The organism is Bradyrhizobium barranii subsp. barranii (genome assembly GCF_017565645.3).
GTDB lineage: Bacteria > Pseudomonadota > Alphaproteobacteria > Rhizobiales > Xanthobacteraceae > Bradyrhizobium > Bradyrhizobium barranii.
This window is the reverse complement of the sequence record NZ_CP086136.1, coordinates 195,757-222,490: the sequence shown is the minus strand read 5'-3', so window position 1 is coordinate 222,490 and position 26,734 is coordinate 195,757. Positions and strand designations below refer to the sequence as shown.

Below are 26,734 nucleotides of genomic sequence, written 5' to 3'. Positions count from 1 at the left end.
TTTTCATGGCCGAAACTTGCGTTCGGTCCTTGCGGGCCCCTCCCCCCCTCCTATATGAGCGTCAACCATCGCAATATCGCGGATGTTTGATCTTAGGGGGTTTGGAGCGGGTGCCTCTTGGGCCCAGCCAACCTGCCGCAAAAACAAGGATATCAGGACCATGGGAAAGGTCATTGGGATCGACCTCGGCACCACGAATTCGTGCGTCGCCGTGATGGATGGCAAGAACGCCAAAGTCATCGAGAATTCCGAAGGCATGCGCACGACGCCTTCGATCGTCGCCGTGACGGACGACGGTGAGCGCCTCGTCGGCCAGCCTGCCAAGCGCCAGGCCGTTACCAATCCCGAGCGTACGTTCTTCGCAGTGAAGCGCCTCATCGGCCGCCGCTACGACGACCCGATGGTCGAGAAGGACAAGAAGCTCGTTCCGTACAAGATCGTGAAGGCTTCCAACGGCGACGCCTGGGTCGAGGCCGACGGCCAGACCTACTCGCCCTCGCAGGTGTCTGCGTTCATCCTGCAGAAGATGAAGGAGACCGCGGAAGCCCATCTCGGCCAGAAGGTCGACCAGGCCGTCATCACCGTTCCCGCTTACTTCAACGACGCCCAGCGCCAGGCGACCAAGGACGCCGGCAAGATCGCCGGCCTTGAAGTGCTGCGCATCATCAACGAGCCGACCGCGGCCGCGCTCGCCTATGGTCTGGACAAGACCAAGACCGGCACGATCGCCGTGTACGATCTCGGCGGCGGCACGTTCGATATCTCCATTCTCGAAATCGGCGACGGCGTGTTCGAGGTGAAGTCGACCAACGGCGACACCTTCCTCGGCGGCGAAGACTTCGACATGCGCCTCGTGGGTTATCTGGCCGACGAGTTCCAGAAGGAGCAGGGCATCAACCTGCGCAACGACAAGCTCGCGTTGCAGCGCCTGAAGGAAGCCGCTGAAAAGGCCAAGATCGAGCTGTCGTCGACGACGCAGACCGAGATCAACCTGCCCTTCATCACCGCGGACCAGACCGGCCCCAAGCATCTGACGATGAAGCTCACCCGCGCCAAGTTCGAGGCGCTGGTCGACGACCTCGTCCAGAAGACGGTCGAGCCCTGCCGCAAGGCGCTGAAGGACGCCGGCGTCACCGCCGGTGAGATCGGCGAAGTCGTTCTGGTCGGCGGCATGTCGCGCATGCCGAAGGTCCAGGAAGTCGTGAAGCAGCTGTTCGGCAAGGAGCCGCACAAGGGCGTCAACCCGGACGAAGTCGTGGCGATCGGTGCCGCGATCCAGGCCGGCGTGCTCCAGGGCGACGTCAAGGACGTGCTGCTGCTCGACGTGACCCCGCTGTCGCTGGGCATCGAGACGCTGGGCGGCGTGTTCACCCGCATCATCGACCGCAACACCACGATCCCGACCAAGAAGAGCCAGGTGTTCTCGACCGCCGAGGACAACCAGAACGCGGTCACCATCCGCGTCTTCCAGGGCGAGCGTGAAATGGCGGCCGACAACAAGATGCTCGGCCAGTTCGACCTGATGGGCATTCCGCCGGCTCCGCGCGGCATGCCGCAGATCGAGGTGACCTTCGACATCGACGCCAACGGCATCGTCAACGTCTCGGCCAAGGACAAGGCCACGGCCAAGGAGCAGCAGATCCGCATCCAGGCCTCCGGCGGCCTGTCGGAAGCCGACATCGAGAAGATGGTCAAGGACGCCGAGGCCAACGCCGAGGCGGACAAGAAGCGCCGCGAGGCCGTCACCGCCAAGAACGAGGCGGATGGCCTGGTGCACTCCACCGAGAAGGCTCTCGCCGAGCACGGTTCGAAGGTCGCCGAGCCCGAGCGCCGCGCCATCGAGGATGCCGTCAGCGACCTCAAGGAAGCGCTGAAGGGCGACGATGCCGAGGCGATCAAGGCCAAGACCCAGACGCTGGCCCAGGCTTCGATGAAGCTCGGCGAGGCCATGTACAAGCAGCAGGCCGAGGCCGACGCCAAGAAGGATGCGGCCAAGGACGACGTCGTCGACGCGGAATTCACCGAAGTCGACGACGACAAGAACAACAAGAAGTCCGCCTGATCCCCAAGAGGGTGATGATGCGGACGGCTTGGACCCCACACGCGCTACCGGCCTCCCCCCTCACGGGGGAGGCCGTCGTGTCGGGCTCGGCGGGGCGTGTCCCCGTTACGATCGATCAATTCCCAGCCGTTATGATGAACGTCGCCGTGCCGCCCTCTGCCGCGAAGCAAAGGGCTGCCTATATCGTCTCCTGGCGACGTTGTTCCGCTCCGACTTGAATCGCGATTGGATAGACCGAGTTCAACATGTCCACGTCCACCAAGCGCTGCTATTACGAAACGCTCGAAGTCGAACGCACTGCCGACGATTCCGTCCTGAAATCGTCCTTCCGCAAGCTTGCGATGAAATTCCACCCGGACCGCAATCCCGGGGACGACACCAGCGAAGTCAAGTTCAAGGAAATCAACGAGGCCTACGAGGTCCTCAAGGACAAGGACAAGCGCGCGGCCTATGACCGCTTCGGCCATGCGGCCTTCGAGCAGGGCGGCGGCGGCGCCGGTTTCGGCGCGGGCTTCGCCTCCTCCTTCTCCGACATCTTCGAAGACCTGTTCGGCATGGCCGGGCAGCGCGGCCGTGGCGGCCGCGAGCGTGGCGCCGACCTGCGCTACAACATGGAAATCACGCTCGAGGAAGCCTTTGGCGGCAAGACCGCGCAGATCGAGATTCCGGTCTCGGTCACCTGCGAGGCCTGCTCGGGCATCGGCGCCAAGGCCGGCACCAAGCCGAAGACCTGCTCGAGCTGCGGCGGCGCCGGCCGCGTGCGACAGTCGCAGGGCTTCTTCACGCTGGAGCGCACCTGTCCGAGCTGCCAGGGCCGCGGCCAGATGATCGAGGATGCCTGCCCGTCCTGCTCCGGCCAGGGCCGGGTCACCCGCGAGCGAACGCTGTCGGTCAACATTCCCCCGGGGGTCGAGGACGGCACCCGGATCAGGCTCGCCGGCGAGGGCGAGGCCGGGGTTCGCGGCGGCCCGCCCGGCGACCTCTACATCTTCCTGTCGCTGGCCCAGCACCAGCTCTTCCAGCGCGACGGCGCCGATTTGCACTGCCGGGTGCCGATCTCGATGGTGACGGCCGCCCTCGGCGGCGAATTCGAGGTGCCGACCATCGACAGCGGCAAAACCAAGGTGAAGGTGCCGGCCGGAACCCAGTCGGGCCGCCGATTCCGCATTGCATCAAAAGGCATGCCGGTGCTGCGCTCGCGCCAGATGGGCGACATGTACGTCCAGGTTGCCGTCGAGACCCCGCAGAATCTCACCAAGAAGCAGCAGGAATTGCTGGCGGAATTCGAAAAGCTCTCCTCCGGCAATACCCAGCCGGAATCGGTCGGCTTCTTCGCCAAGGTCAAGGATCTATTCAGTAATCGGGCAACCTGACTCGTCTTGACCGTATCGCCTTCGGCCTATACCTGTTTATGACCATTTTCTGACACGCCGCGGTCCCGCGGTCCCGTCCGGTCCCGACATGCCATTGCCATCGTCCGCGCGTGCGTTGAAGAAGCCCCGTCTCGACGACGAGGTGCGCTTTCTAAGGTCGTGGATCGAAAAGCCGCTGCACATGGGTGCAGTGATGCCTTCGGGCAAGCTGCTCGCCCGGACCATGGCGCATTACGTCGACGTCAATTCAGACGCACCCGTGGTCGAGCTCGGGCCCGGCACCGGCGCCATCACCTCGGCCCTGGTCGAGCGCGGCGTCGACCAGAAGCGCCTCGTCCTCGTCGAATACAATCCCGGCTTCTGCGCCTTGCTGCGCGACCGCTATCCGCAAGCCAAGGTGGTGCAGGGCGATGCGTATCGCCTGCGCGACACGCTCTGGAACGTGCTCAGCGCGCCGGCCTCCGCCGTCGTCTCCGGCCTGCCGCTCGTGACAAAACCGATGCTGACGCGGCTCCGGCTGGTCCGCGACGCCTTCGCGGCGCTGACCCCGGGCGCGCCCTTCGTGCAGTTCACCTATGCGGTGGTGCCGCCGATCCCGAAATCGCTGCCCGGCGTGTCCACAGAGGCCTCGGAACGGATCTGGATGAACCTTCCGCCGGCCCGCGTCTGGGTGTATCGCAAGGACTAATTCCGTCGGCATTCCCTATTGCGCGGCGGACTCGTTTCGCCGAACGCATGGAAGTGGATGTCCGCACCCAAAATCCTGGTCATTCCCGGCTCGCTGCGCACCGGCTCGCACAATGCGAAGCTGGCGGCGGTCGCCGCCTATGAATTCGCCCAGGCCGGCGTCGACGTCACCCGTATCTCGCTCGCCGATTTTCCGCTGCCGATCTACGACGGCGATCTCCAGGCCAAGTCCGGCGTGCCCAAGCACGCGATCAATCTCAAGCGCATGATCGGCGCGCATCATGGCGTGCTGATCGTTTCGCCCGAATATAACGCCTCGGTGCCGCCGCTGCTCAAGAACGCGATCGACTGGATCAGCCGCGTACATGAGCTGCACGAGACGCGCGGCGACGTGTTTCGCAACCGCGCCTTCGCGCTCGCCGGCGCCTCGCAGAGCCGGCTCGGTGCGGCCCGTGCACTCCAGGCGCTGCGGCTGATCCTGACCTCCTGCCACGCCAATGTGATTGCCAGCCAGCTCACGCTCGCCTTTGCCGACCAGGCCTATGACGATATGGACAGGCTGAAGAACGAGGGCGACATCGCCGCGTTGAAGGAGCTGGTGCGGCAATTGATCGACATTTCCCAACGCATGATGTGAGGTGACATGACGCCAGCCGAGATCGCCCCGAAGGACCGCCTGATCGTAGCGCTCGACCTGCCCAGCGTTGACGCCGCGGAGGCGATGATCGCAAGGCTCGGCGACAGCGTCACCTTCTACAAGATCGGTTATCAGCTCGCTTATGCCGGCGGCCTGCCGCTGATCGGCAAGCTCGCCGACAAGGGCAAGAAGGTGTTCGCCGATCTCAAGATGCACGACATCGGCAACACGGTCACGCGTGGTGTGGAGAGCGTGGCCAGGCTGGGTGCAACCTTCGTCACCGTGCACGCCTATCCGCAGACCATGAAGGGCGCGGTCGAAGGCCGCGGTAGCGCGAGCCTGAAGATTCTCGCCGTCACGGTGCTGACGTCCTACAACGACGACGATCTGCATGCGGCCGGCTATCGGCTCAGCGTCTCCGAGCTGGTCGAAGCGCGCGCGCAGCAGGCGCAGGTGCTTGGCGTCGACGGGCTGGTGTCCTCGCCCGAGGAGGTCGGCGCCTTGCGCAAGATCGTCGGCCACCAGATGCATCTCGTCACCCCCGGCATCCGGCCGGCGGGTTCTGCGAGCGGCGACCAGAAACGCATCATGACGCCGGGCCGCGCAATTGCCGCGGGCGCCGATTATCTCGTCGTCGGACGGCCGGTGGTTGAAGCCACCGACCCCAAGGCGATCGCGGAAGCCATCCAGGCCGAAATTGCGCAGGCGTTCGGCGCATGATTCGGAAAAACCGCGCAGCGGTTTTCCGGTCGGATCATGCTTAGATAGACATCAACAAACAGGGAGAAGAACAATGGCAAAGGGCTACTGGATCGGGCGCGTGGATGTGAGCAGTGACGAGGGCTACAAGCCCTACGCCGTCGCCAACGGTCCGATCTTCAAGAAATGGGGTGGCCGCTTCGTCGTTCGCGCCGGCAAGTTCACCACCGTCGAAGGCGCCAGCCGCTCGCGCAACGTCGTGATTGAATTTCCCGACTACGAGACCGCGATCGCCTGCTACAACTCGCCGGAATATCAGGCCAACATCAAGGTGCGCCAGCCGCACTCCATCGCCGACCTCATCATCATCGAGGGCTATGACGGCCCGCAGCCCTGAAGACGGATCGTCGCGAGAGCCGATCCTGGATTGACGCGAGCATCATCCGGCTCTAGCGGACAGCACGCGCGTGCGATCATCGCACGCGATCGGGAGAGCGTCGTAGACATTTCCGCTCGCACTCACGCCGACATCGTCTTGCATCACCTTGACGGACTCATTCGCTTGAACGCGTGAGTGCCGCTCGCGCCTGAGACGAAGGCTGTGGCCGTCATTGGGTCCACCAGCTTGCCGTATTCTTTTGTCCCCAAATGGGGATTGCTGGATCGCTCTCCTTTCATCCAAGGTTGCTTGATCGGAGCCCACATCGATCGGTGATGGGCATCAAGCCAACCCGAAATCTGCGACGTCCGTGACGGGCCGCAAGGCGACCCGCATCGCGCATTTCCATGCAAAGGGAGTGAAGATCATGGCACTGATCATCGGAACAGCAGGCGACGATGTGTTGCCTGGCACGAATTTAGACGATCAGATCTTTGGCCTTCAAGGCAACGACACCATTACTGGCCTGGACGGCAATGATGACGTAAGCGGCGGTGCGGGCAATGATTCCATCGATGGCGGTGCCGGCAACGACATCCTTGATGGAAATGCCGGTATCGATACGATCACCGGTGGCGCCGGCGACGACACGATCAACGGCGGCGCGGGCGACGACACGCTGAACGGAAATGCCGGCGCCGACATCATCCATGGCGACCAAGGCAACGACACCATCGATGGCGGAAACGGCGCTGACCAGCTCTTTGGTGACGCCGGCGACGACAGCATCCACGGCGGCGACGGCAATGATGACATTCATGGCGGTGCGGGTGCCGACACCCTGTGGGGCGACGCCGGCGACGATACGTTGAGCGGCGACGCCGGCAATGACGTCTTGAATGGCGGCGACGGTAACGACCTACTCAACGGTGGATTCGGAGATGACACTCTGAATGGCGATGCCGGCAACGACACGCTGAACGGCGGACTTGGCAATGACCTGCTGAACGGCGGTACCGGTGACGACATCCTGAACGGCGGTTTGGGCGCCGATACGCTCGACGGTGGCGATGGCAACGACACCATGCACGGCGACGCGGGCGACGACATCATGGACGGCGGCGCCGGTAACGATACGATGTTCGGCGATGCCGGAGACGACGAGATGGCCGGCGGCGCGGGCAACGATGCCATGAGCGGCGGCGCCGGTGATGACGAAATGAGCGGCGGAACCGGCAACGACACGCTCGACGGCGACGCCGGAGATGACACGCTCGATGGCGGCGACGGCACCGATGTCCTGAACGGCGGGGCTGGGGCTGACATCCTGTCGGGCGGCGCCGGCAATGACACCCTGAACGGCGGTAACGGCGATGACGAGTTGTCCGGCGGCAATGGCGCCGACGTCCTCAACGGTGGACTCGGCGATGATGTGCTGACGGGCGGTGCTGGTACCGATACGCACAATTTCGGCGACAACACAGCGACGAACTTCGGCAACGATGAAGTCACCGATCTCAGCTTTGCCGATGGCGATGCTGTTGTTGTCGACGCTCCGCCAGGCTTTGACCCGGCTACAGTGGTAGTGGACGACGACGGCACCAACACCGTGCTGGATTTCGGCTTCGGCGCCATCCAGCTCGATGGCATCACGGGCGGCGCGACACCGTTCGAGTCGATCGCCGAAATCAACACTGCCGCCGGTTATACGGCCGTCGACGTTGTCTAGTCCCGACTAGTAGCGGGGCGGCTGTCAGGCCGCCCCGCCCTCATTTCAGTCAGTGATAGTGCCGGCAAGTTATGTACTCGCGTAACCGTGGTGTGATCCCAGCATCTGGTCAGAGATTGCTGGTGGCCTTGATTCCGGGACGATTCGCATTGGTGTGGATCGTCTGTTTCAGCGTGTCCGTAAACCTGCTGCTGTTGGTCGTCCCTTTCTTTTCCATCGAAGTGTTCGACCGCGTGCTCAGCAGCGGAAGCGTCGAGACGCTTGTCGGCCTCACCGTCATCGCCGTCGGCGCTCTCGCCTTCAGCGCCGCCTTCGACACGTTTCGTAACCGCCTGTTGAGCCGGTTCGCGGTCGGGTTCGAGCACTGCCTCGCTCCGATCATCCTTGAAGGCAGCATCACCGGCGCGGCGCCGGGCGACGGCCGGCAGCACGATCTGGTCAAGCTTCGCGAGTTGAGAACTTTCCTGTCGAGCGGAACGGTCACATCGCTGATAGATGCTCCATTCCTCCCGGTGTTCATTCTCATCCTGTTCTTCCTGCACCCCTGGTATTGCGTCATAGCCCTGATCGGGGTGGGGGTCCTGCTGGCGATGGGTGTTGCAAGCCACTGGATCGCGCGCGGGGAAATTGCGCAGGCTTCGCAGGCCGCGTTGAAGACGCAGGCGTTGCTCGATGGAATCGTCCGGCACTCCAGCGTGGTGCGGGCGATGGGCTGGACCCGGGGCGCCATCCGCGCGTTCATGAGCCTCAATGACGAAGCCCTGGCTCCGGTGGTGCGGGCCAGCGAACGCATCTACACGATCAGCGCCGCCGCGCGAATGGTCAGGACCATTCTGCAGATTGCCGCGATCGGATGCGGTGCCTGGCTCGTGCTCCAGAACGAGGTGCTGTCCGGCAGTCTGATCGCGAGCTCGATCCTGATAGCGCGCACATTGCAGCCCATGGAAGGGTTGGTCTCGGCCTGGCGCGCGCTGGCATCTGCGCAGGACGCCTGGACGCAGGTCTGCAACGCCGCGATGCCGGTGCTTGCGCGTCCGCGGAAGACGTTGCTTCCGCCGCCAGCCGGCATGCTCAAGGTCGAACGGGTGACATTCCGGATTGGCGGGACGCAGCGTCCCATCCTCGCGGGCATATCATTTCAATGCCGGCCGTCCGAGCTTGTCGTCGTGATCGGGCCGACCGGCGCCGGAAAATCCACATTGCTGCGCTTGATGGCAGGCCTCGATCGGCCGACCAGCGGTACGATCCGGTTGGACCACGCAGCACTCCATACCTGGGATCCCGACCAGCTTGGGCAATTCGTCGGCTATCTCCCCCAGGACGTGCAGCTCCTGGAAGGAACGGTGGCCGAAGCCATTGCCGGGTTTGATGAATACGCTCGGGACGAGGCCATCGTCGCCGCGGCCATGCTCGCGCAGGCGCATGAGATGATCCTGTCCCTTCCGGCCGGCTACCAGACCGAGATCGGCCGCGACGGCTGCAGGCTATCCGGTGGCCAGCGTCAGCGCATTGGTCTTGCACGCGCCTTCTTCGGCGATCGCAAATTGATCCTGCTGGATGAGCCCAATGCCAATCTCGACCCGGACGGCGAAGAAGCGTTGTGCTCCGCCATTCAATCGGCCAAAGCGCGCGGCGCGGCGTCGGTGATCGTCACCCACCGGCCGCGGCTGTTGACCATCGCCGATGCCGTGCTGCTGTTGAGGGACGGCAACCAGGTCGCCTTCGGACCGCCATATGATGTTCTTCGCGCCCAGCGGCCGGCACCGGTACCGGGTTCGCCAGGGCTCCCGCGCAATGTCGAACCTCAGAGGTTGCCAGGCAGGAGGGTCATTCCATGACGCAGACCGGTCATGCCTCCGCGATGTCCGCGCCTGTTGCAGGTCCGTCGAAGACCTGGCCGACGGAGCAACCGCGATCCGACATGCGACGGATCATCGCATGGGGCTGTGTATTGCTCGTCCTGCAATTTTGCGGCTTCGGCTTGTGGGCAACCACGGTTCCGCTCCGCGGCGCTGTCGTGGCACCAGGATTCATCAAGGTCCATTCGAAGCGCAAGGCTGTGCAACATCTGGAAGGCGGAATCATCAAATCGATCTATGTCCGGGAGAACGATCACGTCGAAGCCGGTCAACTCATTGCACGGCTCGACACCGCGCAGATCGAAGGGAGCCTTGGTTCCCTCGAAACCAAGTTCTTTGCTGATCTGGCGATGGAGGCCCGGCTGGCGGCGGAGCAGGACGCCGCGAAGTCAATCCGGTTTCCGGACGAATTGCGGGAAAGTGCGACGCGTCTCTCCGCACGTATCGCCATTCAAACCCAGGAGGCCGAATTTGCCGCGCGACTGGCCGCGATTGAGAACGAGCGCAAGGTGATCGATCAGCAGATGCTGCAAAACGCGGACACCATCCGCGGCCTGCAGAGCAACACCCAAGGGCTTGAACAGCAACTCAAGCTGTTGCGGGAAGAAATCGCCGACACGAGTTATCTCCTCGCAAAGGGCCTCGCCCGGAAACCACGTTTGCTGGCCTTGCAACGGGCCGAAGCCGAGGCCACCGGACAGGTCGATCGCAATGCCGCGTCAATCTCGGAGATGCAGGGCAAGATCGCGGAGTTGCAGGACAGACGCAGGCAACTGGGGTTCAACCAAAATCAGGATATCGCCAAGCAGCGGCATGCGACGAGCGAGGAGATCGGCGACCTCAGACATCGAATTGCCGCGTTGCGTGCCCAGCTTGTCCGGTCTGAATTGCGTGCCCCGGAAAGTGGAAGGATCGTCGGCCTCAACAGCAGGGACCTCAATGCCGTGCTTGGACCTCGGGAAACCCTTTTGGAAATCGTTCCGATGCAAGATCGGCTTGTCATCGAGGCGACATTGAAGCCTGCCGATCGGGAAGAGGTCTATGTCGGACAGATGGCGCGTGTGCGGGTTCACGCGCTGAACATTCGCCGCCGGCCGATGCTTGAGGGAAGGGTGGTCGGCGTTGCGGCAGACGCACTGACCGACACCCATTCCGGCGACAGCTCCTATTTGGCCGAGGTTGAGCTCGACCCCAACGCGCCGACGGCCTCCTACATCTCCACATTGATGCCTGGAATGCCTGTCGAGATATTTGTCGAGACGGGGGAACGAACCTTTGCGGAATATCTTTTGCAGCCGATGACGTTACGGATCAACCGTGCGTTCAGGGAGAATTAAGCGCTGGTAAGGGGTGGGCCGGCCTATGAGGGAGGCGACCGTGCATGAGTGCAGTAAGGCACTACCTTCCGCACAGGATGATTTTCGTTCCGATTGCGTCGAGCGCGCCTCGAAGCAAGGCAATGACGGATGCGGTCCGTCTGGGTCTTGTCCGGAGCCACGCCCGCAACAGGCCGCAATGGAATATTTCGCGAAGGCCATGGCGGAATTGCTCGGCTGCCGGAGCTGCTACGTAGCCATGCTATCCGCCTCCGGGCTGGAAGAAGCCAGGATCGGAGATGCTCCTGCCGATCCGTCATGCGCGGCGATGGTTGAGCGATTTGCGCGCAAGGGTACGGCCGAGGACGTCGCCTCGCTCGAGCCGATCAATTCCCGGACCTCCTTCGTCCGCAAGTTGATCGGCGCGGAACCCCCGGTAAAGAGTCATTCAGTCATTGGCAGGTTTGCTTCCGATGAGCGAACCACGGTCGTGTTCGTGGCCGGATGGCGACCGGCCGCGCTTGCGGCATCGGAGATTCCCGGCTTGGCGCATACCGTGCGCCCGTTATGGAAGGCTGCTCATTCACTTGCCCGGCAAACGCCGGGGCAGGTCGATGCGCAACTCTGGCTCGAAGAGCTGACCTTTCCCGCCATCGTCGTGGACCAGGGCCTGCACATTTACGCAGTCAATCGTGGTGGACGCGTGCTGCTTGCCAAGCGCGAGTTGCTCAGGATGGAAGGAGGCAGGCTTGCTGGCTCATGCGCTTCCGTGACCGAGAGCTTGCGGGGGGCAATCGGGAAAGTGCTCATCGAGAGCGGGACTCATGGATGGTTCAACACTACGGTACCGCTCTCGACGGATCGTCAGCAGTTCGCCTTCGCCAAGATCGGCGCTGTTCCAACGCATGACAAGCTGGGACAGGCCCTCATCGTCGTGCCGCAATTCGATGACGTGCAGGGCGCGCACTGCATCGCATCTGCCTTCGGCTTGAACTGGGCTGAGGAAAGAATCGTCGCCCGGATTCTTCAATTCCAGTGCCCTCGCGATATTGGAGCCGAGCTTGGGCTGACCGAGGCAACGGTGCGAACCTACACCAAGAGGATCATGCTCAAACTGGGGATCAACCGACAGTCGGAGTTCTTTCTCTTGTATCATCTCACCCAGTCGCCTTTTGGCGCTGGCAGGCGCGAGAACTGGGTGAGCCGGCCGGCCTCCGACTGTCGATTGGACGAAGAGGATCCGATGAGATTGCGGACGGCCGGCAAACGTTCGCCTGACTGAGTACGGGGTTCTCCGCGATGTCGAGGCGCATGGGCTGCGCAGGTTTCCTCTACCGGATGTTTGCTGCCCTGGCATTGGCCGGGGCCGGCTTCCCTGCCCATGCCCAGAGCATTCAATTGGCGCTGCCGATTGCCTGCGAGCCTGGCCACACCTGCTACATCCAGAATTACACGGATCTCGATCCATCGCGGTCGGCGCGAGATTACAAGTGCGGCACGCTGACTTATGACGACCATAACGGCACCGATTTTCGTTTGCCCTCACTGGCAGTGCAAAAGGCCGGCGTGGACGTGCGCGCAGCGGCGGGCGGCCGCATTCTTCGTACACGCAATGACGCTCCGGACGGCGCTTTCACAAAATCGGGACGCGAAGCGGTGCGCGAGGCCGAATGTGGCAATGGCGTCGTCATCGAACATCCGGAGCAGTGGGAAACCCAGTACTGCCACCTCGCCGCCGGCAGTGTGCTGGTCAAGCCTGGAGACAAGGTCGACCTCGGACAGCCGATCGGCCGTGTCGGACTCTCCGGCCTCACTGAGTATCCTCACCTGCATTTCACCGTGAGGCACAATGGCGCGGTGGTCGATCCCTTTGCGTATGGCGTTCGTCCCGAGTCTTGCGAGGGCGGTCAATCGCTCTGGCTTGCTGCCCTCCGCCCGAAACTCGAGTACCAGGAACGAGCCATCCTCAATGCAGGCTTTACGACGGGGCCGGTCACGATGGAACTCATCGAGGACGGCAGTGCCGAGAGCCAAAAGCCGTCCGCCGGTTCGATGGCAATCGTCGCGTTCGTGCGGGCCATCGGGCTGAAGGCAGGCGATGCGCAATGGCTGGTCATCAAGGATCCCCTCGACAACGTCATCGCGGAAAATCGGTCTGCACCACTTCAGGCCAACAAGGCGCAATTCATGCTCTTCGCGGGGAAGAAGCGACCTCCCGGGGGGTGGGAACGCGGCTCCTACAAGGCCACTTATGTTGTCGAGCGCGATGGCCAGATCGTGCTCAGGAAAGACTTGGAGCTCATGCTCTAGCATTGCGTCTGTGCGCGGGGAGACCCGCGCCACGGCCCTTTTGAAGGCCTGATCGGTTGCCGGAACGGCCCGCTCCCGCTATAGGGCGTGGAGAGGGTGAACCATGTCCGATATGCGTCTGATTGTTGCTGGGGCAGGCGGCCGGATGGGCCGGGCGCTGGCACGAGCGATTGCCGACACCGAAGGCGCGGTGCTGGCGGGAGCCCTGGAGGCGCCCGGCTCGGAGCTGCTTGGCAAGGATGCCGGCGTACTCGCGGGCCTGCCGGCCAACGGCGTCAAACTCTCGGCCGACCTCTGGGCGATGTCGAAGGACGCCGACGGCATCCTGGATTTCACCGTGCCGGCCGCGACCATCGCCAATGTCGCGATCGCGGCCGAACGCGGCATCGTGCACGTCATCGGCACCACCGGACTGTCGGCCTCCGACAACGCCGTGATCAAGAGCGTCACCAACCGTGCGGTCGTGGTGCAGTCGGGCAATATGAGCCTGGGCGTCAATCTGCTCGCGGCGGTGGTCAAGCGCGTCGCCAAGGCACTCGACGAGAGCTTCGATATCGAAGTCGTGGAAACCCACCACCGCATGAAGATCGATGCGCCCTCGGGCACTGCGCTGATGCTGGGCCAGGCCGCTGCCGCCGGCCGCGGCATCTCGCTCGATGAGCATTCGGACCGCGGCCGCGACGGCATCACCGGCGCGCGCAAGCCGGGCGACATCGGCTTTGCCTCCTTGCGCGGCGGCACCGTCGCCGGCGAGCACAGCGTGACCTTCCTCGGTCCGTTCGAACGCCTGACACTGTCGCATCTCGCCGAAGACCGCATGCTGTTCGCACACGGCGCGCTCAAGGCGGCGCTGTGGGCGCATGGCAAGAAGCCGGGGCACTACTCCATGGCCGACGTGCTCGGTCTCGCAGACATCTGAGCGAGCTGGAGCATGAACCGGACCCGAAGGGCCGCGTCAGCGCAAGATGTGAAGCGGCTTTCCGCCAAGATCATTCCCCAACAATAACCTGAATGGAAAGCAGTCAATGAGCGAACGTCTCCTCGTGCTCGTCCGCCACGGTCAGAGCGAGTGGAATCTGAAGAACCTGTTCACGGGCTGGAAGGATCCTGATCTCACCGAGCTGGGCGTGAAGGAAGCCACGGAAGCCGGCCGCAAGCTGAAGGCGCAGGGCCTCGTGTTCGACGTCGCCTACACCTCGGTCTTGACGCGCGCGCAGCACACGCTCGATCTCATTCTCGGCGAGCTCGACCAGAAGGGCCTGCCGACCTCCAAAGACCTCGCGCTGAACGAGCGCGACTACGGCGATCTCTCCGGCCTCAACAAGGACGATGCCCGCAAGAAATGGGGCGAGGACCAGGTGCTGATCTGGCGCCGCTCCTACGACGTGCCGCCGCCCGGCGGCGAAAGCCTGAAGGATACGCTGGCGCGCGCGCTGCCCTATTACGTGCAGGAGATCCTGCCCGGCGTGCTCAACGGCAAGCGCACGCTGGTCGCCGCCCACGGCAACTCGCTGCGCGCGCTGATCATGGTGCTGGAAAAGCTCTCGCCCGAAGGCATTTTGAAGCGCGAGCTCGCGACCGGTGTGCCGATCATCTACCGGCTCAATGCGGATTCGACGGTGGCGTCGAAGCTGGATCTGGCGGGCTGAGCTTCGCCACAAGCGCGGAGTCGTAGGTGGGCAAGGCGTAGCGTGCCCACCATGTGTCAGCGATCGCGGAAGAATGGTGGGCACGGCGCTATGCGCCTTTGCCCACCCTACGGCATCTCGCTCACTGCATCCCCAGCTGCCCGGCTTCCCAGCCCAGCATCGCCTGCTTGCGGGTGATGCCCCAGTGATAGCCGGTGAGCGTGCCGCTCTTGCCGAGCGCGCGGTGGCAGGGCACGACGAACGAGACCGGGTTCTTGCCGACCGCAGCGCCGACGGCGCGTGAGGCCTTCGGGCTGTTGATGTTGCAGGCGATGTCGGAATAGGACACCGCGCGACCCATCGGGATCTTCAGCAGCGTCTCCCACACCCGCACCTCGAAATCGGTGCCGATCATCACCACGCGCAACGGCTGGTCCGGCCGCCACAGCTTGGTGTCGAAGATGCGCTGTGCGAGCGGCGCGGTGCCTTCGTGATCCTCGACGTAAGTTGCGTTGCGCCATCGCCGCGTCATGTCGGCGAGCGCGACCTTCTCCTCACCGGGATCGGCGAACGCAAGGCCTGACAGGCCGCGGTCGGTGGCGATCACGATCGCCGTGCCGAAGGGCGAGGGATGGAAGCCGTAGCGCAAGGTGAGACCCGCGCCGCCGTTCTTCCATTCGCCGGGCGACATCGCTTCATGGGTGACGAAGAGATCGTGCAGCCGGCCCGGTCCTGAAAGACCTGAGTCGAGCGCGGCATCGAGAATGCTCGCGGAGTCCCGCAACAGTCCCTTGGCGTGATCGAGCGTCAGCGCCTGCATGAACGCCTTCGGCGTGATCGAGGCCCAGCGGCGGAACAGATGGTGCAGCTCATCCGGCGTGACGCCCGCCGCATCGGCCATCGCTTCGATGGCCGGCTGGGTGCGCCAGTTCTCCGAGATGAATGCGATCGCCCGGCGCACGGAGTCGTAATCGCGCAACGCGGCGTTCTGGGAGCCCGGCTTGGCCAGGCGCTGGTCATTTATGGCGAGTGTCATCATGACTGGAAATGTAGGCGTGGCGCCGGGCCGAAACCACCCGATTTCCGATCCGGACTCAGGAGACCGGGTTGTAGGTCGGGCCGCGCTTGGCAGCGTTCAGGGCCTCAACCAAGCCTTTGTAAAAAGGTGCTTTTTCGTCCGGACCGAGGAAGCGGGCGATCTGGATCTGGTGGCCGCGCGAGATCAGATAGAGATGCTCGATGCCAAAATCCTCGTCGACTTCCATGTCGAGGCGGACCCAGAGCGGATTGAACGTCCATTCGGCGACCTGGCCGCGATGACTGACGCGCCGCACCCGCAGCTCGGACGTCGTGACCGAAATCTCCTCGCGCGCCCGCGCGGTGCGGAAATTAGCCTTGAAGGCCCACCAGATCACCAGCACGTCGAGGCCGAAGAAGCCGAACACCGGCCACGCACCCATCATCAGGAAGGCGAGGCCGGTGGCAAAGCTCACCACGCTCAGGAACAGCATCACGGCGAGGAAGCCGGTGCGGTTCAGCGAGCGGTGCGGCGTCAGGAGCGCGGAAAAGATCTGAGGCTCCGTCTCGCTCTCAGATCGCTCGCGCTCAATTTCGTTGCCTGTGCTCATCGTCCCTCAGTATATCCGGATCATGGCGAAAATCACCCGCAAGCCGGCCCCGCGCAAAGCGTCCGTGCCGAAGAAAAAGGCAAAGGCCACTGTTGCGAAGCCGAGGGCTCCCGCCAGGAAATCGCTCAAGGCCACAAGACCCAATTCCAAACCTTGGACGCCGGCCGAGATCCATGAGGTCTTCAGCCGTTTCCGCAAAGCCAATCCGGAGCCGAAAGGCGAGCTCGAGCACGTCAATCCGTTCACGCTGCTGGTCGCGGTGGTGCTGTCGGCGCAGGCCACCGATGCCGGGGTCAACAAGGCGACGCGCGCATTGTTCGAGATCGCCGACACGCCGCAGAAGATGCTCGACCTCGGCGAAGAGCGCTTGCGCGAATACATCAAGACCATCGGCCTTTATCGCACCAAGGCGAAGAACGTCATTGCGCTGTCGGCAAAAGTGCTCAGCGATTTCGGCGGCGAGGTGCCGCGCACGCGAGCCGAGATCGAGTCGCTGCCCGGCGCTGGGCGCAAGACCGCAAATGTCGTGCTCAACATGGCCTTCGGCGAGCACACCATGGCGGTGGACACGCATGTGTTTCGCGTCGGCAACCGCACCGGGATGGCGCCCGGCAAGACGCCGCTCGAAGTCGAGCTTGGTCTCGAAAAGGTGATCCCGGCCGAGTTCATGTTGCACGCCCATCATTGGCTGATCCTGCATGGCCGCTATACTTGCCTCGCCCGCAAGCCGCGCTGTGAGGTGTGTCTGATCAACGATCTCTGCCGGTGGCCGGAGAAGACGGTCTGAGGTGGCACCGTCGTTTCGGGGGGCGATGTGAAGCAAGCCGGGTTTGGGGGCATGTCGTGAGTCAGCAGGAACAAGTCTCGTCGCCACCGCCACCGCCGGCCGCGGCACCGGCTCCGCCGCCGAAGCCGACGCAGCGGCCGGCGAGCTCGCTCTGGGGCCGGCTCGCGATCCCCCTGTTCGCCGTGATCGTCGCGCTCGCCTTCGTGGCACTGGCGACGCTCCGCTTCGACGAATGGGTCGGCAACGCCGTGGTCCAGACCACCAACGACGCCTATGTGCGCGCCGACCTGACGCGGCTTGCTAGCCGCGTCTCCGGCGAAGTGCTAACCGTCGGGGTCTCCGACTTCCAGCGCGTCAAGGCCGGCGATCTCCTGATCCAGATCGATCCCGCCGACTACCAGGCCCAGGTCGCGCAGTCCGAGGCCGCTGTCGCCGCCGCGCAGGCCGTGCTCGACAATCTGAGCAACCAGGTCGAGCTGCAATATGCGACCATCGCGCAGGCGCAGGCCGCGCAGCTGTCAGCGGAAGCGTTGGAAGTCGAGGCCCGGCAGGAGCAGGATCGCCAGAAATCGCTGACGCAGACGGAGGCCGGCACGCGGCAGCGGTTGGAACAGGCCGTCGCGGGCTATGCGAAGGCGCAGGCCGACGTACGTGCCAGTCGCGCCGTCATCGCCGCGCAGCAGCATCAACTCGAAGTTCTGCAGGGCACCAAGAAGCAGCGCGCCGCCGATGTCGCGGCGGCCAAGGCGACGCTGGCGAGCGCGAAGCTGAAGCTCGGCTATACCAGGATCACCGCGCCGTTCGACGGCGTCGTCGGCGAGCGCCAGGTGCAGCCCGGCGACTACGTCAACATCGGCACCAACCTCATCAACGTGGTGCCGCTGCCGAAGGTCTACGTGATCGCGAATTACAAGGAGACCCAGCTCACTCATGTGGCGCCGGGCCAGCCGGTCGAGATCACCGTCGATGGCTTCCCGCGCGAGAAGCTGCGCGGCAAGGTCGAGCGCATTGCGCCCGCGACCGGCGCGCAAGTGGCCCTGCTGCCGCCGGACAATGCGACCGGCAATTTCACCAAGGTCGTGCAGCGCATTCCCGTGCGCATCCAGTTCGACGACAACCAGCCGCTGCTGGCGCGGCTGGTGCCGGGCATGTCGGTCGTCACCAGCATCGACACGAAGGCCGCGAATGGCGGAAAATGACGATGCCGGCCGCGGACCTCTCTCGCGCGGCGGCATCGCGCCACAGCCGTTGTTTGCCGTGGCGGCGGTGCTGCTCGGCTCGTTCCTCGCCAATTTCGACAGCCGGCTGACCACGGTCGGCCTGCCGGACCTGCGCGGTGCGTTCTCGCTCTCGTTCGACGAGGGCGCCTGGCTTTCGACCGCCGGCATCGGCTCGCAGATCCTGATTGCGCCGGCGGTGGCGTGGCTCGCGACGGTGTTCGGCCTGCGCCGCGTGCTCGGCATCCCGAGCCTCGTCTACGCCGTGGTGTCGCTGATCATTCCCTTCGTGCACGATTATCCGACGCTGCTCGCGCTCAGCGTCGTGCATGGCCTGCTGCTCGGCACCTTCGTGCCTGCGACGCTCATGATCGTGCTACGAAACCTGCCGATCCGATGGTGGGTGCCGGCGATCTCGCTCTATTCGATCCGGGTCGGCTTTGCGCTGGATACGTCGAGCTCCCTGGTCGGCTTCTATGTCGACCATCTCGGCTGGCAATGGTTGTACTGGCAGAGCGTCGTGATCGCGCCTTTGATGGGCCTGATGGTTTATCTGGGCACGCCGAGCGAGCCGGTGAACCGCACGCTGCTGCACGAGGCCGATTGGGGCGGCATGCTGCTGCTCGGCGCCGCGGTCTCGATGATCTATGCCGGCCTCGATCAGGGCAATCGCCTGGACTGGCTCGGCTCCGGCACGGTGATGGCGCTGCTCGTCAGCGGTGTGGTGCTGTTCGCAGGCTTCCTCGTCAACGAGGCGCTGGTGCGACGGCCCTGGGCGCATGTGAACGTGCTGTTCTCGCGCAATGTCGGGTTGGGGCTGGTCTTGATCCTGCTCTACACGCTGACCAGCCTCTCCAACTCGTCGCTGGTGCCGAATTTCCTCGGCAATGTCGTTCTGCTCCGGCCGGAGCAGAGCGGGATGTTGCTGCTCACCTATGGTGCGCTGCCGATGTTCGTGCTGGTGCCGATCTCGATCTGGCTGCTGCGGCATTTCGATACGCGGCTCGTCGTGGTGCTGGGCTTTGCCTGCTTTGCCGCGGCGAATCTCTGGGGCACGCAGCTCAGCCATGTCTGGGCGCGCGAGGATTTTGTCGGCATCGTGCTGCTCCAGGCGATCGGGCAGTCGCTGATCCTGCTGCCGCTCATCATCACGCTGCTGTCGAACGCCGATCCGAGCCGTGCCACCTCCTTTGCCGCCTACATCCAGATCATGCGACTCGGCGGTGCCGAGATCGGCGTGGCGCTGATGGGAACGTGGCTGCGCGTGCGCGAGCAGGTCCATTCCTTCTATCTCGGCCAGGACCTTGTGGTCGGCAATGCCGACGTGGTGGGTAGGCTCAAGCAGCTCGCCGATTACTTCGCGGCCCATGGCACCGGCATGGCGCAGGCGCGCGCGTTCGGCGCGCTCGCGGGCCTGGTGCAGCGAGAGGCCAATGTGCTCGCCTATATCGACGGCTTCTGGCTGTGCTTCTGGCTCGCGATGGTCGCGCTCGGCGTCGTCGCACTGATCACCCGGGCGCCACCGGGCCCGTTCACGCCGGCGCCGTTCGGTTTCGCCAAGATGCTGCTGCGCAAATGCGGGGTGCAAGTGAACTGAGAAGTGAACTGAGAGGTAAGCTGAGAGGCCTCACCGCATCTGCCGCGCCGGCTCGATCAGCTCGGGCCGCGGCCCCGACAGGCGCTTGTGCATGTGGACCATGAACGCCATGCCGAAGATCGGCGTCGCCAGATTGACGATCGGGATCGAGACGAAGGCCGCAATGAAAAGGCCGGCGGTGAAGATGGTCGCGGCGTTGTCGCGCCGCATCGCCTTGGCTTCCTCCGGCGAACGGAAGCGCATCGCGGCGAGCTCGAAATATTCGCGCCCGAGTAGCCAGGCGGCGGCGACGAAGAAGATCAGGAATCCGGCACCAGCGAACAGGACCAGCGGCAACGCCACCAGATAGACCACGATCGTCAGCAGCGCGGTCTTGACGCCCTCGTAGATCGCCTGGCTGAACGGCAGCGCAGCGCCCGGCCGCTCGGCGGGATAGTGCTCGCGCTCGACGATGTCGGCGACGTCGTCGACGAACAGGCTCGCCACCAGCGAGGTGATCGCAGGCATCAGGAACACGCCGCCGAACACGACGCCGAGGCCCGCCGTGATCGAGACGATCCAGGCGAGGACCTCGAGCGAGGAATGCCAGCTCGGCCCGAGCAGGCCTTCCAGCCAGACCTCACCATAGGTCGCAAACCAGCTCAGCAGCCGCTGCAAGCCGATCGCCAGCACGATGATCAGGACCAGTGCAAGCCCGATCGATCGCCACAGGATCGAGCGCATCGGCGGCGAGATCAATTGCGACAGCGCCTTTACGGCGGCATCGAGCATCGGAGTACCTCTCAGCAAAACCACCCGCGAGAGGTAGACATGCGCGGAAGGTTCGACAAGAGGTCGAGCCTTCCGGGGCAGATTGCCGCGCCTGGAGCTTGGGTTCTGAGTGAATCAGAACGGAAGCTTCGGGCTGTTGTTTTGAGGCGTCTTCTTGACGCGAGCAGCCACTTCGCTTGAAGACGCTCTAGCTTACCCTGATGACGAGGGCGTAGTTCTGCGGCGCGACGGCGATGGAATGAGCGATGACCGATATCACCGCTTCGCCTGCTGGCAGATTCTCGAAGATGACCTGCTCGACATTGTTCCGGCGGTCGAAGTCCTTCGAGCCGGCCGGCATGTTGCCATGGCGTTCCTGCTTGTTGGCCACCACGACGAGATCGAGGTCGCTTTGCAGGCCTTCGCCGGGCGGATCGGTCCAGACCAGCGTCACCTTCAGGCGACGGCCTCCCGCGGGTATCGTCACCGTGCGGTCTTCGCGGTCGCCGGCGTCCAGCTTTTTCTTCTCGTCGAAGAACTGCAAGGCTTCCTTCGCAGCGAGCGGGCCGACCACGGCCTGGACGTCGACCCGGCCGAAGCCCTGACTGTTGTTCGCGACGGAGCCCGCCTCCGAGGGATTGTATTGTCCGGCAAGACTGCGCGCTCCGTTGATGATGAGCGCCTTGAGCAGCGCAGCGCTCGGCGACTTCAGTCCCTGGCTTTTCCTTAGGAATGCCCGGACCACGGCGACACATCCGGCCACCAGGGGCGTCGCCATGCTAGTGCCGCCCTCGAACATGTAGAGCGGGTCCTTCGAGGGCTTCCATCCCGTCGATTTCGTGGCGCGGGAGCGCGTCGACAGGATGAAGGATCCCGGCGCCACGACGTCAGGCTTGATGCGTTCGTCGTTGGTGGGTCCCCGGCTGCTGAAGGCCACCATTCCTTCGGGATTGTTGGCGACAGCATCAGGGTTGATGGGAAGGGCTGGAAAATCGTCCGGCCACGCCTCGCCATAGGTCATGGCCTCGTTGGGACGATTGTTCTCGCAGGCGCCGATGGTGAGGCAGTTCTTGGCGGTCCCGGGCGGTGTAACGGAGTTGGGGTCGACCTGGCCATTGCCATCCTTGTCGCTGCCCTCATTTCCGGCGGCGAAGCAGATCAGCATGTCGCGGTGCGCGTAGACGAACGTGTCGAGCTCGTTGGCCTGGGAGTCGTACACGCCGAAATTTCCGACGCTGCCCCAGGAGTTGGAATGGATTCGCGCCTTGTCCGTCTTGTAGGGCGGGCCGAACAGCGCATCGAGGCTGTCGGGCAGGCCGCCGAGATTGCCGCCGCTGTCGAGCACGGATTGCAGAACCAGCTTGGCGCCGGGAGCCGTGCCGCGGATCGGGCCGTCGCTTTTCGATACGCCGTCGCCGAGGGCAGAACCCGCGACATGGGTGCCGTGACCATCAGGATCGTCTTTGCGTCCCGGCCGGCCGAGCGCGTAGAGCTTCTTGACGCGCCCCTTGAAGGCCGGGTGCGTGTTCGTGGTCGATCCCTTGTCGAAACCGGTATCGGCGATCGCGATGATCTCGCCCGCGCCTTCGCCGCCATTGCTCGGCGTCGCCGCGGGAACGCGAAGAATGCCCCGCGCGATGTTGTTGAGCAGCTTGCGTGGAAAGACCTTCTCGACGCTGCGCACCTCGTCGAGCGCCGCGACGTCGGCAAGACGGCGCATCTTCAGCGTCACACGCACCTTGGCCGTGCCCGGAACGACGTCGTCAAGCTGCACATGCGCCGCTTCCGCGATCTTCTTTGCAGCGGCCTTCACGCCGACATTGCGGTGGAGCATGACGTCGACGGTCACGCTGGTGCGGTCGAGCGCCGCCGGCTTTGCCGCAAGCGCGCGCGCCGCAGCGACGCCTCCGGGTTGGGTGTGAAGGTTGCGCAGTGCCGGCGCGATCTTCACGATGCCCGGGTAGAGGTCTGCCCATGTCACGAACGGCAGTTTCCGCACCTTGTCGAGCCCGGCCGCTGGAAAGTGACAGATGACGGCGCTGCCCGGGACGGCTTCCAGGATCTCGGCGCCGGCCTTGGCGAGCTGCCCTCTGCGCTCGGCGTTGAGCGGCTGGTTGGTCTGCACGATGATGTAGTCGGATTCCTTCGCATTCGCATGATCCAGCGACAGCGCGGCGCGTTCCGCGTGCGGAGCCGAAGGATCGATCGTGATGCCGTTGATCGTGATCTGCGCCATGGCCGTTCCACTTTCCCTGATTGATCGCCCGTCCTTTGTCGTCTGCGCTGGCCGGATCGCTCGGCTCAAGGCTCCGCCGCGATGCTGGCCCAGCAGGTGATGGCGCTACAGACCGTGCTCCAGCGGCCGAACCCCTTGTAGATCTGGGCGGCGATCTGCTCCTGCTGCTGCAGGGTGCCTTCGGCCTTGATCTGCGGATCGGAGACGTTGCGGATCGCGAGCCAGCGCGGCGCCTTGTCGCCCATCTCCTGCGCGACCAGGCCAAGGATGGCATCGCCCATTTCCGAGACGTCGCCGAGCCCCTGGAGATGGAAGTGGTCGTCCGAGGTGTCGAAGCCGAAGAAGTCGGTGGTGACCACGGAGGAGGACAGGCCGCTCGGCTTCACGACGAAGATCTTCGGCGCCCTTGTATTGTCCTTCGGCAATTGCCCGGCATTGGCCTTGAACAGCGTCTTGGCCTGCGCGAACTTCTTCGTCACGGCGGATCTGCTGGAAAAATGCTCCTGCGCGAACGGCTGCTTCTTGAACTTCGATAGGCAGTCGAAGCGAACGATCGGGCTGACGACGACGTCGCCGACCTCGAATTCCTTGCCGATGCCGCCGGCCGTGCCCGTGGTGATGACGAGCGTCGGCTGCACCTCGGTGATGATCTGGCGCCAGACGTCGATGTTCGGCAGCTGCGGGCCGTCCTGCGACATGTGCGAATCGGATTTGAAGATCACGACCTTCTTCTTGCCGATCGTGGTGGTCCAGTAGGTGCCGAGCCGTTTCAGCTCCTTGGCCGGACAGCCGTTGCGCATCTTCTTGGAGATGGCCGCGTAATTGTGCGTGTAGGGTAGGTAATCGTTGCGGGAGTCCTTGCCCGGCGTCAGCACGCGGCTGAGGGCGTGCCCTTCGTCGACGGTCCAGGTCACGACCAGCACGTCGGCGCGCGGCAGCGGTCCCTTGCCGTTGCCCTTCGGCTTCGGCCCAGTTTGCGGCGCCAGCCCTTTCGGCCAGGCAATGTCGGTGAAGCGCGACAGCCCGGTCGAGGTCGAGAAGGCCATGAACTCGCGGCCCTCGCTCGATTCGGAATCGAAATCGATGATCTCGCGCCGAAAGTCCTCGGTCGTGACCTTCGCGGATTTCTTCACCGCGCCCTTGGCCACGCGTTTCACCGCGAAGGTGTCGGGCGGGGGTGGCGTCGTGATCGGATCGAAACCGAGATTTCTCTCAACCCATTTGCGGTCAGCACGCATCGCATTGTCTCCGCCAAATTGATTTCCAGACGTCTGATTTCGACAAACGTCTTCCGTTGGTCGGCCAGACAAGCCAACGGTTGCAATTTTAAATCGAAATCCTTGTCGTCGAATGGTCGTGAATATTGACCGATTCCGTGCCGATCTGAGCCAGTCGGATGTTGCCCCTGCCAAACAAGAGGTTTTCTGAAAAAATATCGCTCAAATGCCTGAACCAATTTGGGTTCGAGATTACACCTATAGTTGAGGTGCGACAATCTGCCTTCCAATCACAAACGGAGGAAGTCATGGCAAGCTCGACCACGCGCGTGACGCTGGCGAACAGCGCACGGAAATTGCCGAAGGGGGCCAAGCTCGTCGGTGCGGCCGATCCCAAGCAGGAAATCGAGATCAGCGTCCGCCTGCGCGCGAAGCGTGCCGACGATGAGCAGGTGATGACGCTCGGCGCGCAACCGCCGCGCGAGCGGCAGTATCTCTCGCGTGCCGAGTTCGGCGCAGAGATGGGCGCGGATACCGCCGACGTCGCCAAGATCGACGATTTCGCTCATCACCACGATCTCAACGTCAAGAGCGTGCATCTGGCCTCCCGCACCGTGAAGCTGACCGGGACGGTGAAGGCCATGAGCGCAGCCTTCGGCGTCAAGCTCAACAAGGTCAGATACGAGGGCGCGACCCATCGCATGCGTAAAGGTAGCGTGCAGATCCCGGCCGAGCTCGCAGGTATCGTGGTCGGCGTGCACGGCCTGGACAACCGGCCGGTGGCGCAACCCCACTTCCGCCGCAAGCTGCCGCAGAAGGGCGCAGCCGCACGCGCCGCGCAGGGCGGCAGCTTCTCGGTCGATCAGATCGCCCAGCTCTACAATTTCCCGGGCGGCGAGACCGGCGCCGGCCAGTGCATCGCCATCATCGAGCTCAACGACATCGACCAGAAGGGCCATCCCACGGGCGCCGGCTACAAAACGTCAGACCTGCGCACCTTCTTCAAGAAGGCGGGCATCACGATGCCGAAGATCGCACCCGCGAGCGTCGACGGCGGCGCCAACAAGCCCGGCCATTCCGACGCCGACGGCGAGGTCGTGCTCGACATCGAGGTGGCCGGTGCGATCGCGCCCGGCGCCAGGATCGTGGTCTATTTCGCGCCCAACACCACCAACGGCTTCATCGATGCGGTCAAGGCCGCCGTCCACGACACCGCGCGAAAACCTTCGGTGATCTCGATCAGCTGGGGCGGGCCGGAAGACCAGGAAGGCTCGCAGCAATTCGTCGACGGCCTGAACGAGGCGATCCGCGACGCCGCCGCGATGGGCGTCACCGTCTGCGTTGCCTCCGGCGACAATGGTTCGGCTGACATGGGTGCGGACTGGGACGGCAAGCCACATGCAGATTTCCCGGCCTCGAGCCCGTTTGCACTCGCCTGCGGCGGCACCAATCTGAAGGCGCCGAACGGCCAGATCAACGAGGTGGTCTGGAACGGCGGGCCGCAGGGCGGCGCAGGCGGCGGCGGTGTCAGCGTCGTGTTCCCGCGGCCACAATACCAGGCCCAGGCCCATGTGCCGAAATCACCGACGCATCACAACGGCCGCGGGGTGCCCGATGTTGCCGGCGATGCCGATCCTGCGACCGGTTACCAGATCTTCCTCAACGGCGTCGGCACCACCATCGGCGGCACAAGTGCCGTGGCGCCGCTGATGGCGGGGTTGATCGCCCGCATCAACGAGGCGACGACGAAGAAATTCGGCAAGACCGTCGGCTTCATCAACCCGCTGATCTATGCCTCGCACACGCAAGGCGTGTTCCGCGACATCACGGTCGGCAATAACGACATCACCGGCGATCTGCACGGCATGTACAAGGCCGGCCCCGGCTGGGACGCCTGCTCCGGCCTCGGCGTCCCCAACGGCGAAGCGCTGCAGAATTTGCTGTCGGCGTGAGGTTGTCTCTTCCTTCTCCCCTTGTGGGAGAAGGTGGCGCGAAGCGCCGGATGAGGGGTATGCTTCCGCGAGTTCAGAATTCGCGGAGAAATACCCCTCACCCGTCTCACCGCTGCGCGGTGAGCCACCCTCTCCCACAAGGGGAGAGGGTTAAGCGCGTGTGCGACTCGCTCCTACTCGTGCCGGTGCCCGTGCTTGCGCGCCTTCGCCTGCTTCCCTTCACCGGTCGGGATCATCACTACGCGGCCGTAGCGGACGCCGCGTTCGGCGATGATGTGGTCGGCGAAATGCCTGACCTCGCCGGCGTCGCCGCGCAGCGCCGTCATCTCCATGCAATTGTTGTCGTCGAGATGGACATGCAGGGTGGCCAGCGCGAGCTCGTGGTGGCCGTGGAATTCCTGTACCAGACGTTTCGAGAGATCGCGCGCGGCGTGGTCGTAGACGTAGACGAGGCCGGCGACGCAGGGGCCGGTCTGCGCGGTGTCCTCGGTGCTCTGTTGCAGGCCGGCGCGCGCGAGGTCGCGGATGATCTCGGAGCGGTTCTGGTAGCCGCGCGCTTCCGCCGCCGCGTCGATCTCCGCCAAAAGATCGTCCTCGATGGTGATCGTAATCCGCTGCATCAGGTCCTCTCCGCGCGTACCGCCGAATGGACCTGTTCTACACGGATTTCG

Annotated in this window: 23 protein-coding genes; 17 read left to right on the top strand and 6 right to left on the bottom strand. The window is 64.0% G+C overall.

Annotation, left to right across the window (positions count from 1 at the left end; all coding sequences use genetic code 11):
• Positions 1-160: 160 nt before the first annotated feature.
• From dnaK to J4G43_RS00920, 13 genes are all read left to right on the top strand, one after another.
• Positions 161-2,062, top strand: coding sequence for a molecular chaperone DnaK (gene dnaK / locus J4G43_RS00980; RefSeq protein ID WP_028148797.1), 1,902 nt, complete (start codon positions 161-163; stop codon positions 2,060-2,062).
• Positions 2,063-2,307: 245 nt separating this feature from the next.
• On the top strand, positions 2,308-3,435 hold the full coding sequence (gene dnaJ, locus J4G43_RS00975) for a molecular chaperone DnaJ (RefSeq protein WP_063980245.1): 1,128 nt from the start codon (positions 2,308-2,310) through the stop codon (positions 3,433-3,435).
• A gap of 88 nt (positions 3,436-3,523) precedes the next feature.
• The gene (locus J4G43_RS00970) at positions 3,524-4,123 is read left to right on the top strand and encodes a class I SAM-dependent methyltransferase (RefSeq protein ID WP_028148799.1); all 600 of its coding nucleotides are present in this window, start codon (positions 3,524-3,526) and stop codon (positions 4,121-4,123) included.
• A gap of 57 nt (positions 4,124-4,180) precedes the next feature.
• On the top strand, positions 4,181-4,759 hold the full coding sequence (locus J4G43_RS00965) for an NADPH-dependent FMN reductase (protein WP_208083798.1): 579 nt from the start codon (positions 4,181-4,183) through the stop codon (positions 4,757-4,759).
• A gap of 6 nt (positions 4,760-4,765) precedes the next feature.
• Positions 4,766-5,479, top strand: coding sequence for an orotidine-5'-phosphate decarboxylase (gene pyrF, locus J4G43_RS00960; RefSeq protein ID WP_208083797.1), 714 nt, complete (start codon positions 4,766-4,768; stop codon positions 5,477-5,479).
• 73 nt (positions 5,480-5,552) lie between these two features.
• Complete coding sequence (locus tag J4G43_RS00955; RefSeq protein WP_063980243.1) at positions 5,553-5,855, top strand: DUF1330 domain-containing protein; 303 nt, start codon at positions 5,553-5,555, stop codon at positions 5,853-5,855.
• 409 nt (positions 5,856-6,264) lie between these two features.
• A complete protein-coding gene (locus J4G43_RS00950) occupies positions 6,265-7,566 on the top strand; it encodes a calcium-binding protein (protein WP_210387293.1) in 1,302 nt (433 codons plus the stop codon).
• A 122-nt stretch (positions 7,567-7,688) separates the two neighbouring features.
• A complete protein-coding gene (locus tag J4G43_RS00945; RefSeq protein ID WP_225005634.1) occupies positions 7,689-9,404 on the top strand; it encodes a type I secretion system permease/ATPase in 1,716 nt (571 codons plus the stop codon).
• Complete coding sequence (locus tag J4G43_RS00940) at positions 9,401-10,762, top strand: HlyD family type I secretion periplasmic adaptor subunit (RefSeq protein WP_085404977.1); 1,362 nt, start codon at positions 9,401-9,403, stop codon at positions 10,760-10,762. The genes J4G43_RS00945 and J4G43_RS00940 overlap by 4 nt, the downstream gene beginning before the upstream one ends.
• A gap of 178 nt (positions 10,763-10,940) precedes the next feature.
• A complete protein-coding gene (locus tag J4G43_RS00935; protein ID WP_225004567.1) occupies positions 10,941-12,023 on the top strand; it encodes a helix-turn-helix transcriptional regulator in 1,083 nt (360 codons plus the stop codon).
• Positions 12,024-12,040: 17 nt separating this feature from the next.
• Entirely contained in the window at positions 12,041-13,051 is a 1,011-nt protein-coding gene (locus J4G43_RS00930) for a M23 family metallopeptidase (protein WP_225004565.1), read from the top strand.
• 103 nt (positions 13,052-13,154) lie between these two features.
• Positions 13,155-13,970: a 4-hydroxy-tetrahydrodipicolinate reductase gene (gene dapB / locus J4G43_RS00925; protein WP_028148808.1), complete on the top strand. Its 816-nt coding sequence runs from the start codon at positions 13,155-13,157 to the stop codon at positions 13,968-13,970.
• A gap of 106 nt (positions 13,971-14,076) precedes the next feature.
• On the top strand, positions 14,077-14,700 hold the full coding sequence (locus J4G43_RS00920; RefSeq protein WP_014490847.1) for a 2,3-bisphosphoglycerate-dependent phosphoglycerate mutase: 624 nt from the start codon (positions 14,077-14,079) through the stop codon (positions 14,698-14,700).
• Positions 14,701-14,821: 121 nt separating this feature from the next.
• On the opposite strand, the gene J4G43_RS00915 is transcribed toward J4G43_RS00920, so the two are convergent.
• Together J4G43_RS00915 and J4G43_RS00910 are read right to left on the bottom strand one after the other, a co-directional pair.
• On the bottom strand, positions 14,822-15,718 hold the full coding sequence (locus tag J4G43_RS00915; RefSeq protein WP_038932694.1) for a methylated-DNA--[protein]-cysteine S-methyltransferase: 897 nt from the start codon (positions 15,716-15,718) through the stop codon (positions 14,822-14,824).
• 55 nt (positions 15,719-15,773) lie between these two features.
• Complete coding sequence (locus J4G43_RS00910; RefSeq protein WP_208083795.1) at positions 15,774-16,307, bottom strand: DUF2244 domain-containing protein; 534 nt, start codon at positions 16,305-16,307, stop codon at positions 15,774-15,776.
• Positions 16,308-16,329: 22 nt separating this feature from the next.
• On the opposite strand from J4G43_RS00910, the gene nth reads away from it, so the two are divergent.
• From nth to J4G43_RS00895, 3 genes are read left to right on the top strand one after another with little or no spacing between them, the layout of a single operon-like run.
• Entirely contained in the window at positions 16,330-17,094 is a 765-nt protein-coding gene (gene nth / locus J4G43_RS00905) for an endonuclease III (RefSeq protein ID WP_208083794.1), read from the top strand.
• 56 nt (positions 17,095-17,150) lie between these two features.
• Positions 17,151-18,293: an HlyD family secretion protein gene (locus J4G43_RS00900; RefSeq protein WP_208083793.1), complete on the top strand. Its 1,143-nt coding sequence runs from the start codon at positions 17,151-17,153 to the stop codon at positions 18,291-18,293.
• A complete protein-coding gene (locus J4G43_RS00895) occupies positions 18,280-19,908 on the top strand; it encodes an MFS transporter (RefSeq protein WP_208083792.1) in 1,629 nt (542 codons plus the stop codon). The genes J4G43_RS00900 and J4G43_RS00895 overlap by 14 nt, the downstream gene beginning before the upstream one ends.
• 30 nt (positions 19,909-19,938) lie before the next feature.
• Here the strand turns inward: J4G43_RS00895 and J4G43_RS00890 are convergent, their stop codons facing one another.
• The 3 genes from J4G43_RS00890 to J4G43_RS00880 form a co-directional block, all read right to left on the bottom strand.
• Positions 19,939-20,679, bottom strand: a complete 741-nt coding sequence (locus J4G43_RS00890) for a sulfate transporter family protein (RefSeq protein ID WP_208083791.1) — start codon at positions 20,677-20,679, stop codon at positions 19,939-19,941.
• A 187-nt stretch (positions 20,680-20,866) separates the two neighbouring features.
• The gene (locus J4G43_RS00885) at positions 20,867-22,894 is read right to left on the bottom strand and encodes a S8 family serine peptidase (RefSeq protein WP_208083790.1); all 2,028 of its coding nucleotides are present in this window, start codon (positions 22,892-22,894) and stop codon (positions 20,867-20,869) included.
• Positions 22,895-22,959: 65 nt separating this feature from the next.
• On the bottom strand, positions 22,960-24,132 hold the full coding sequence (locus J4G43_RS00880) for a phosphorylase family protein (protein WP_208083789.1): 1,173 nt from the start codon (positions 24,130-24,132) through the stop codon (positions 22,960-22,962).
• Between the two features lie 287 nt (positions 24,133-24,419).
• On the opposite strand from J4G43_RS00880, the gene J4G43_RS00875 reads away from it, so the two are divergent.
• Positions 24,420-26,063 carry a S53 family peptidase gene (locus J4G43_RS00875; RefSeq protein WP_208083788.1) on the top strand — a complete coding sequence of 548 codons (1,644 nt, stop codon included), beginning with the start codon at positions 24,420-24,422 and terminating at the stop codon, positions 26,061-26,063.
• Between the two features lie 173 nt (positions 26,064-26,236).
• Here J4G43_RS00875 and nikR read toward each other — a convergent pair whose 3' ends face one another.
• Positions 26,237-26,683, bottom strand: a complete 447-nt coding sequence (gene nikR, locus J4G43_RS00870; RefSeq protein ID WP_166347220.1) for a nickel-responsive transcriptional regulator NikR — start codon at positions 26,681-26,683, stop codon at positions 26,237-26,239.
• Between the last annotated feature and the right edge of the window lie 51 nt (positions 26,684-26,734).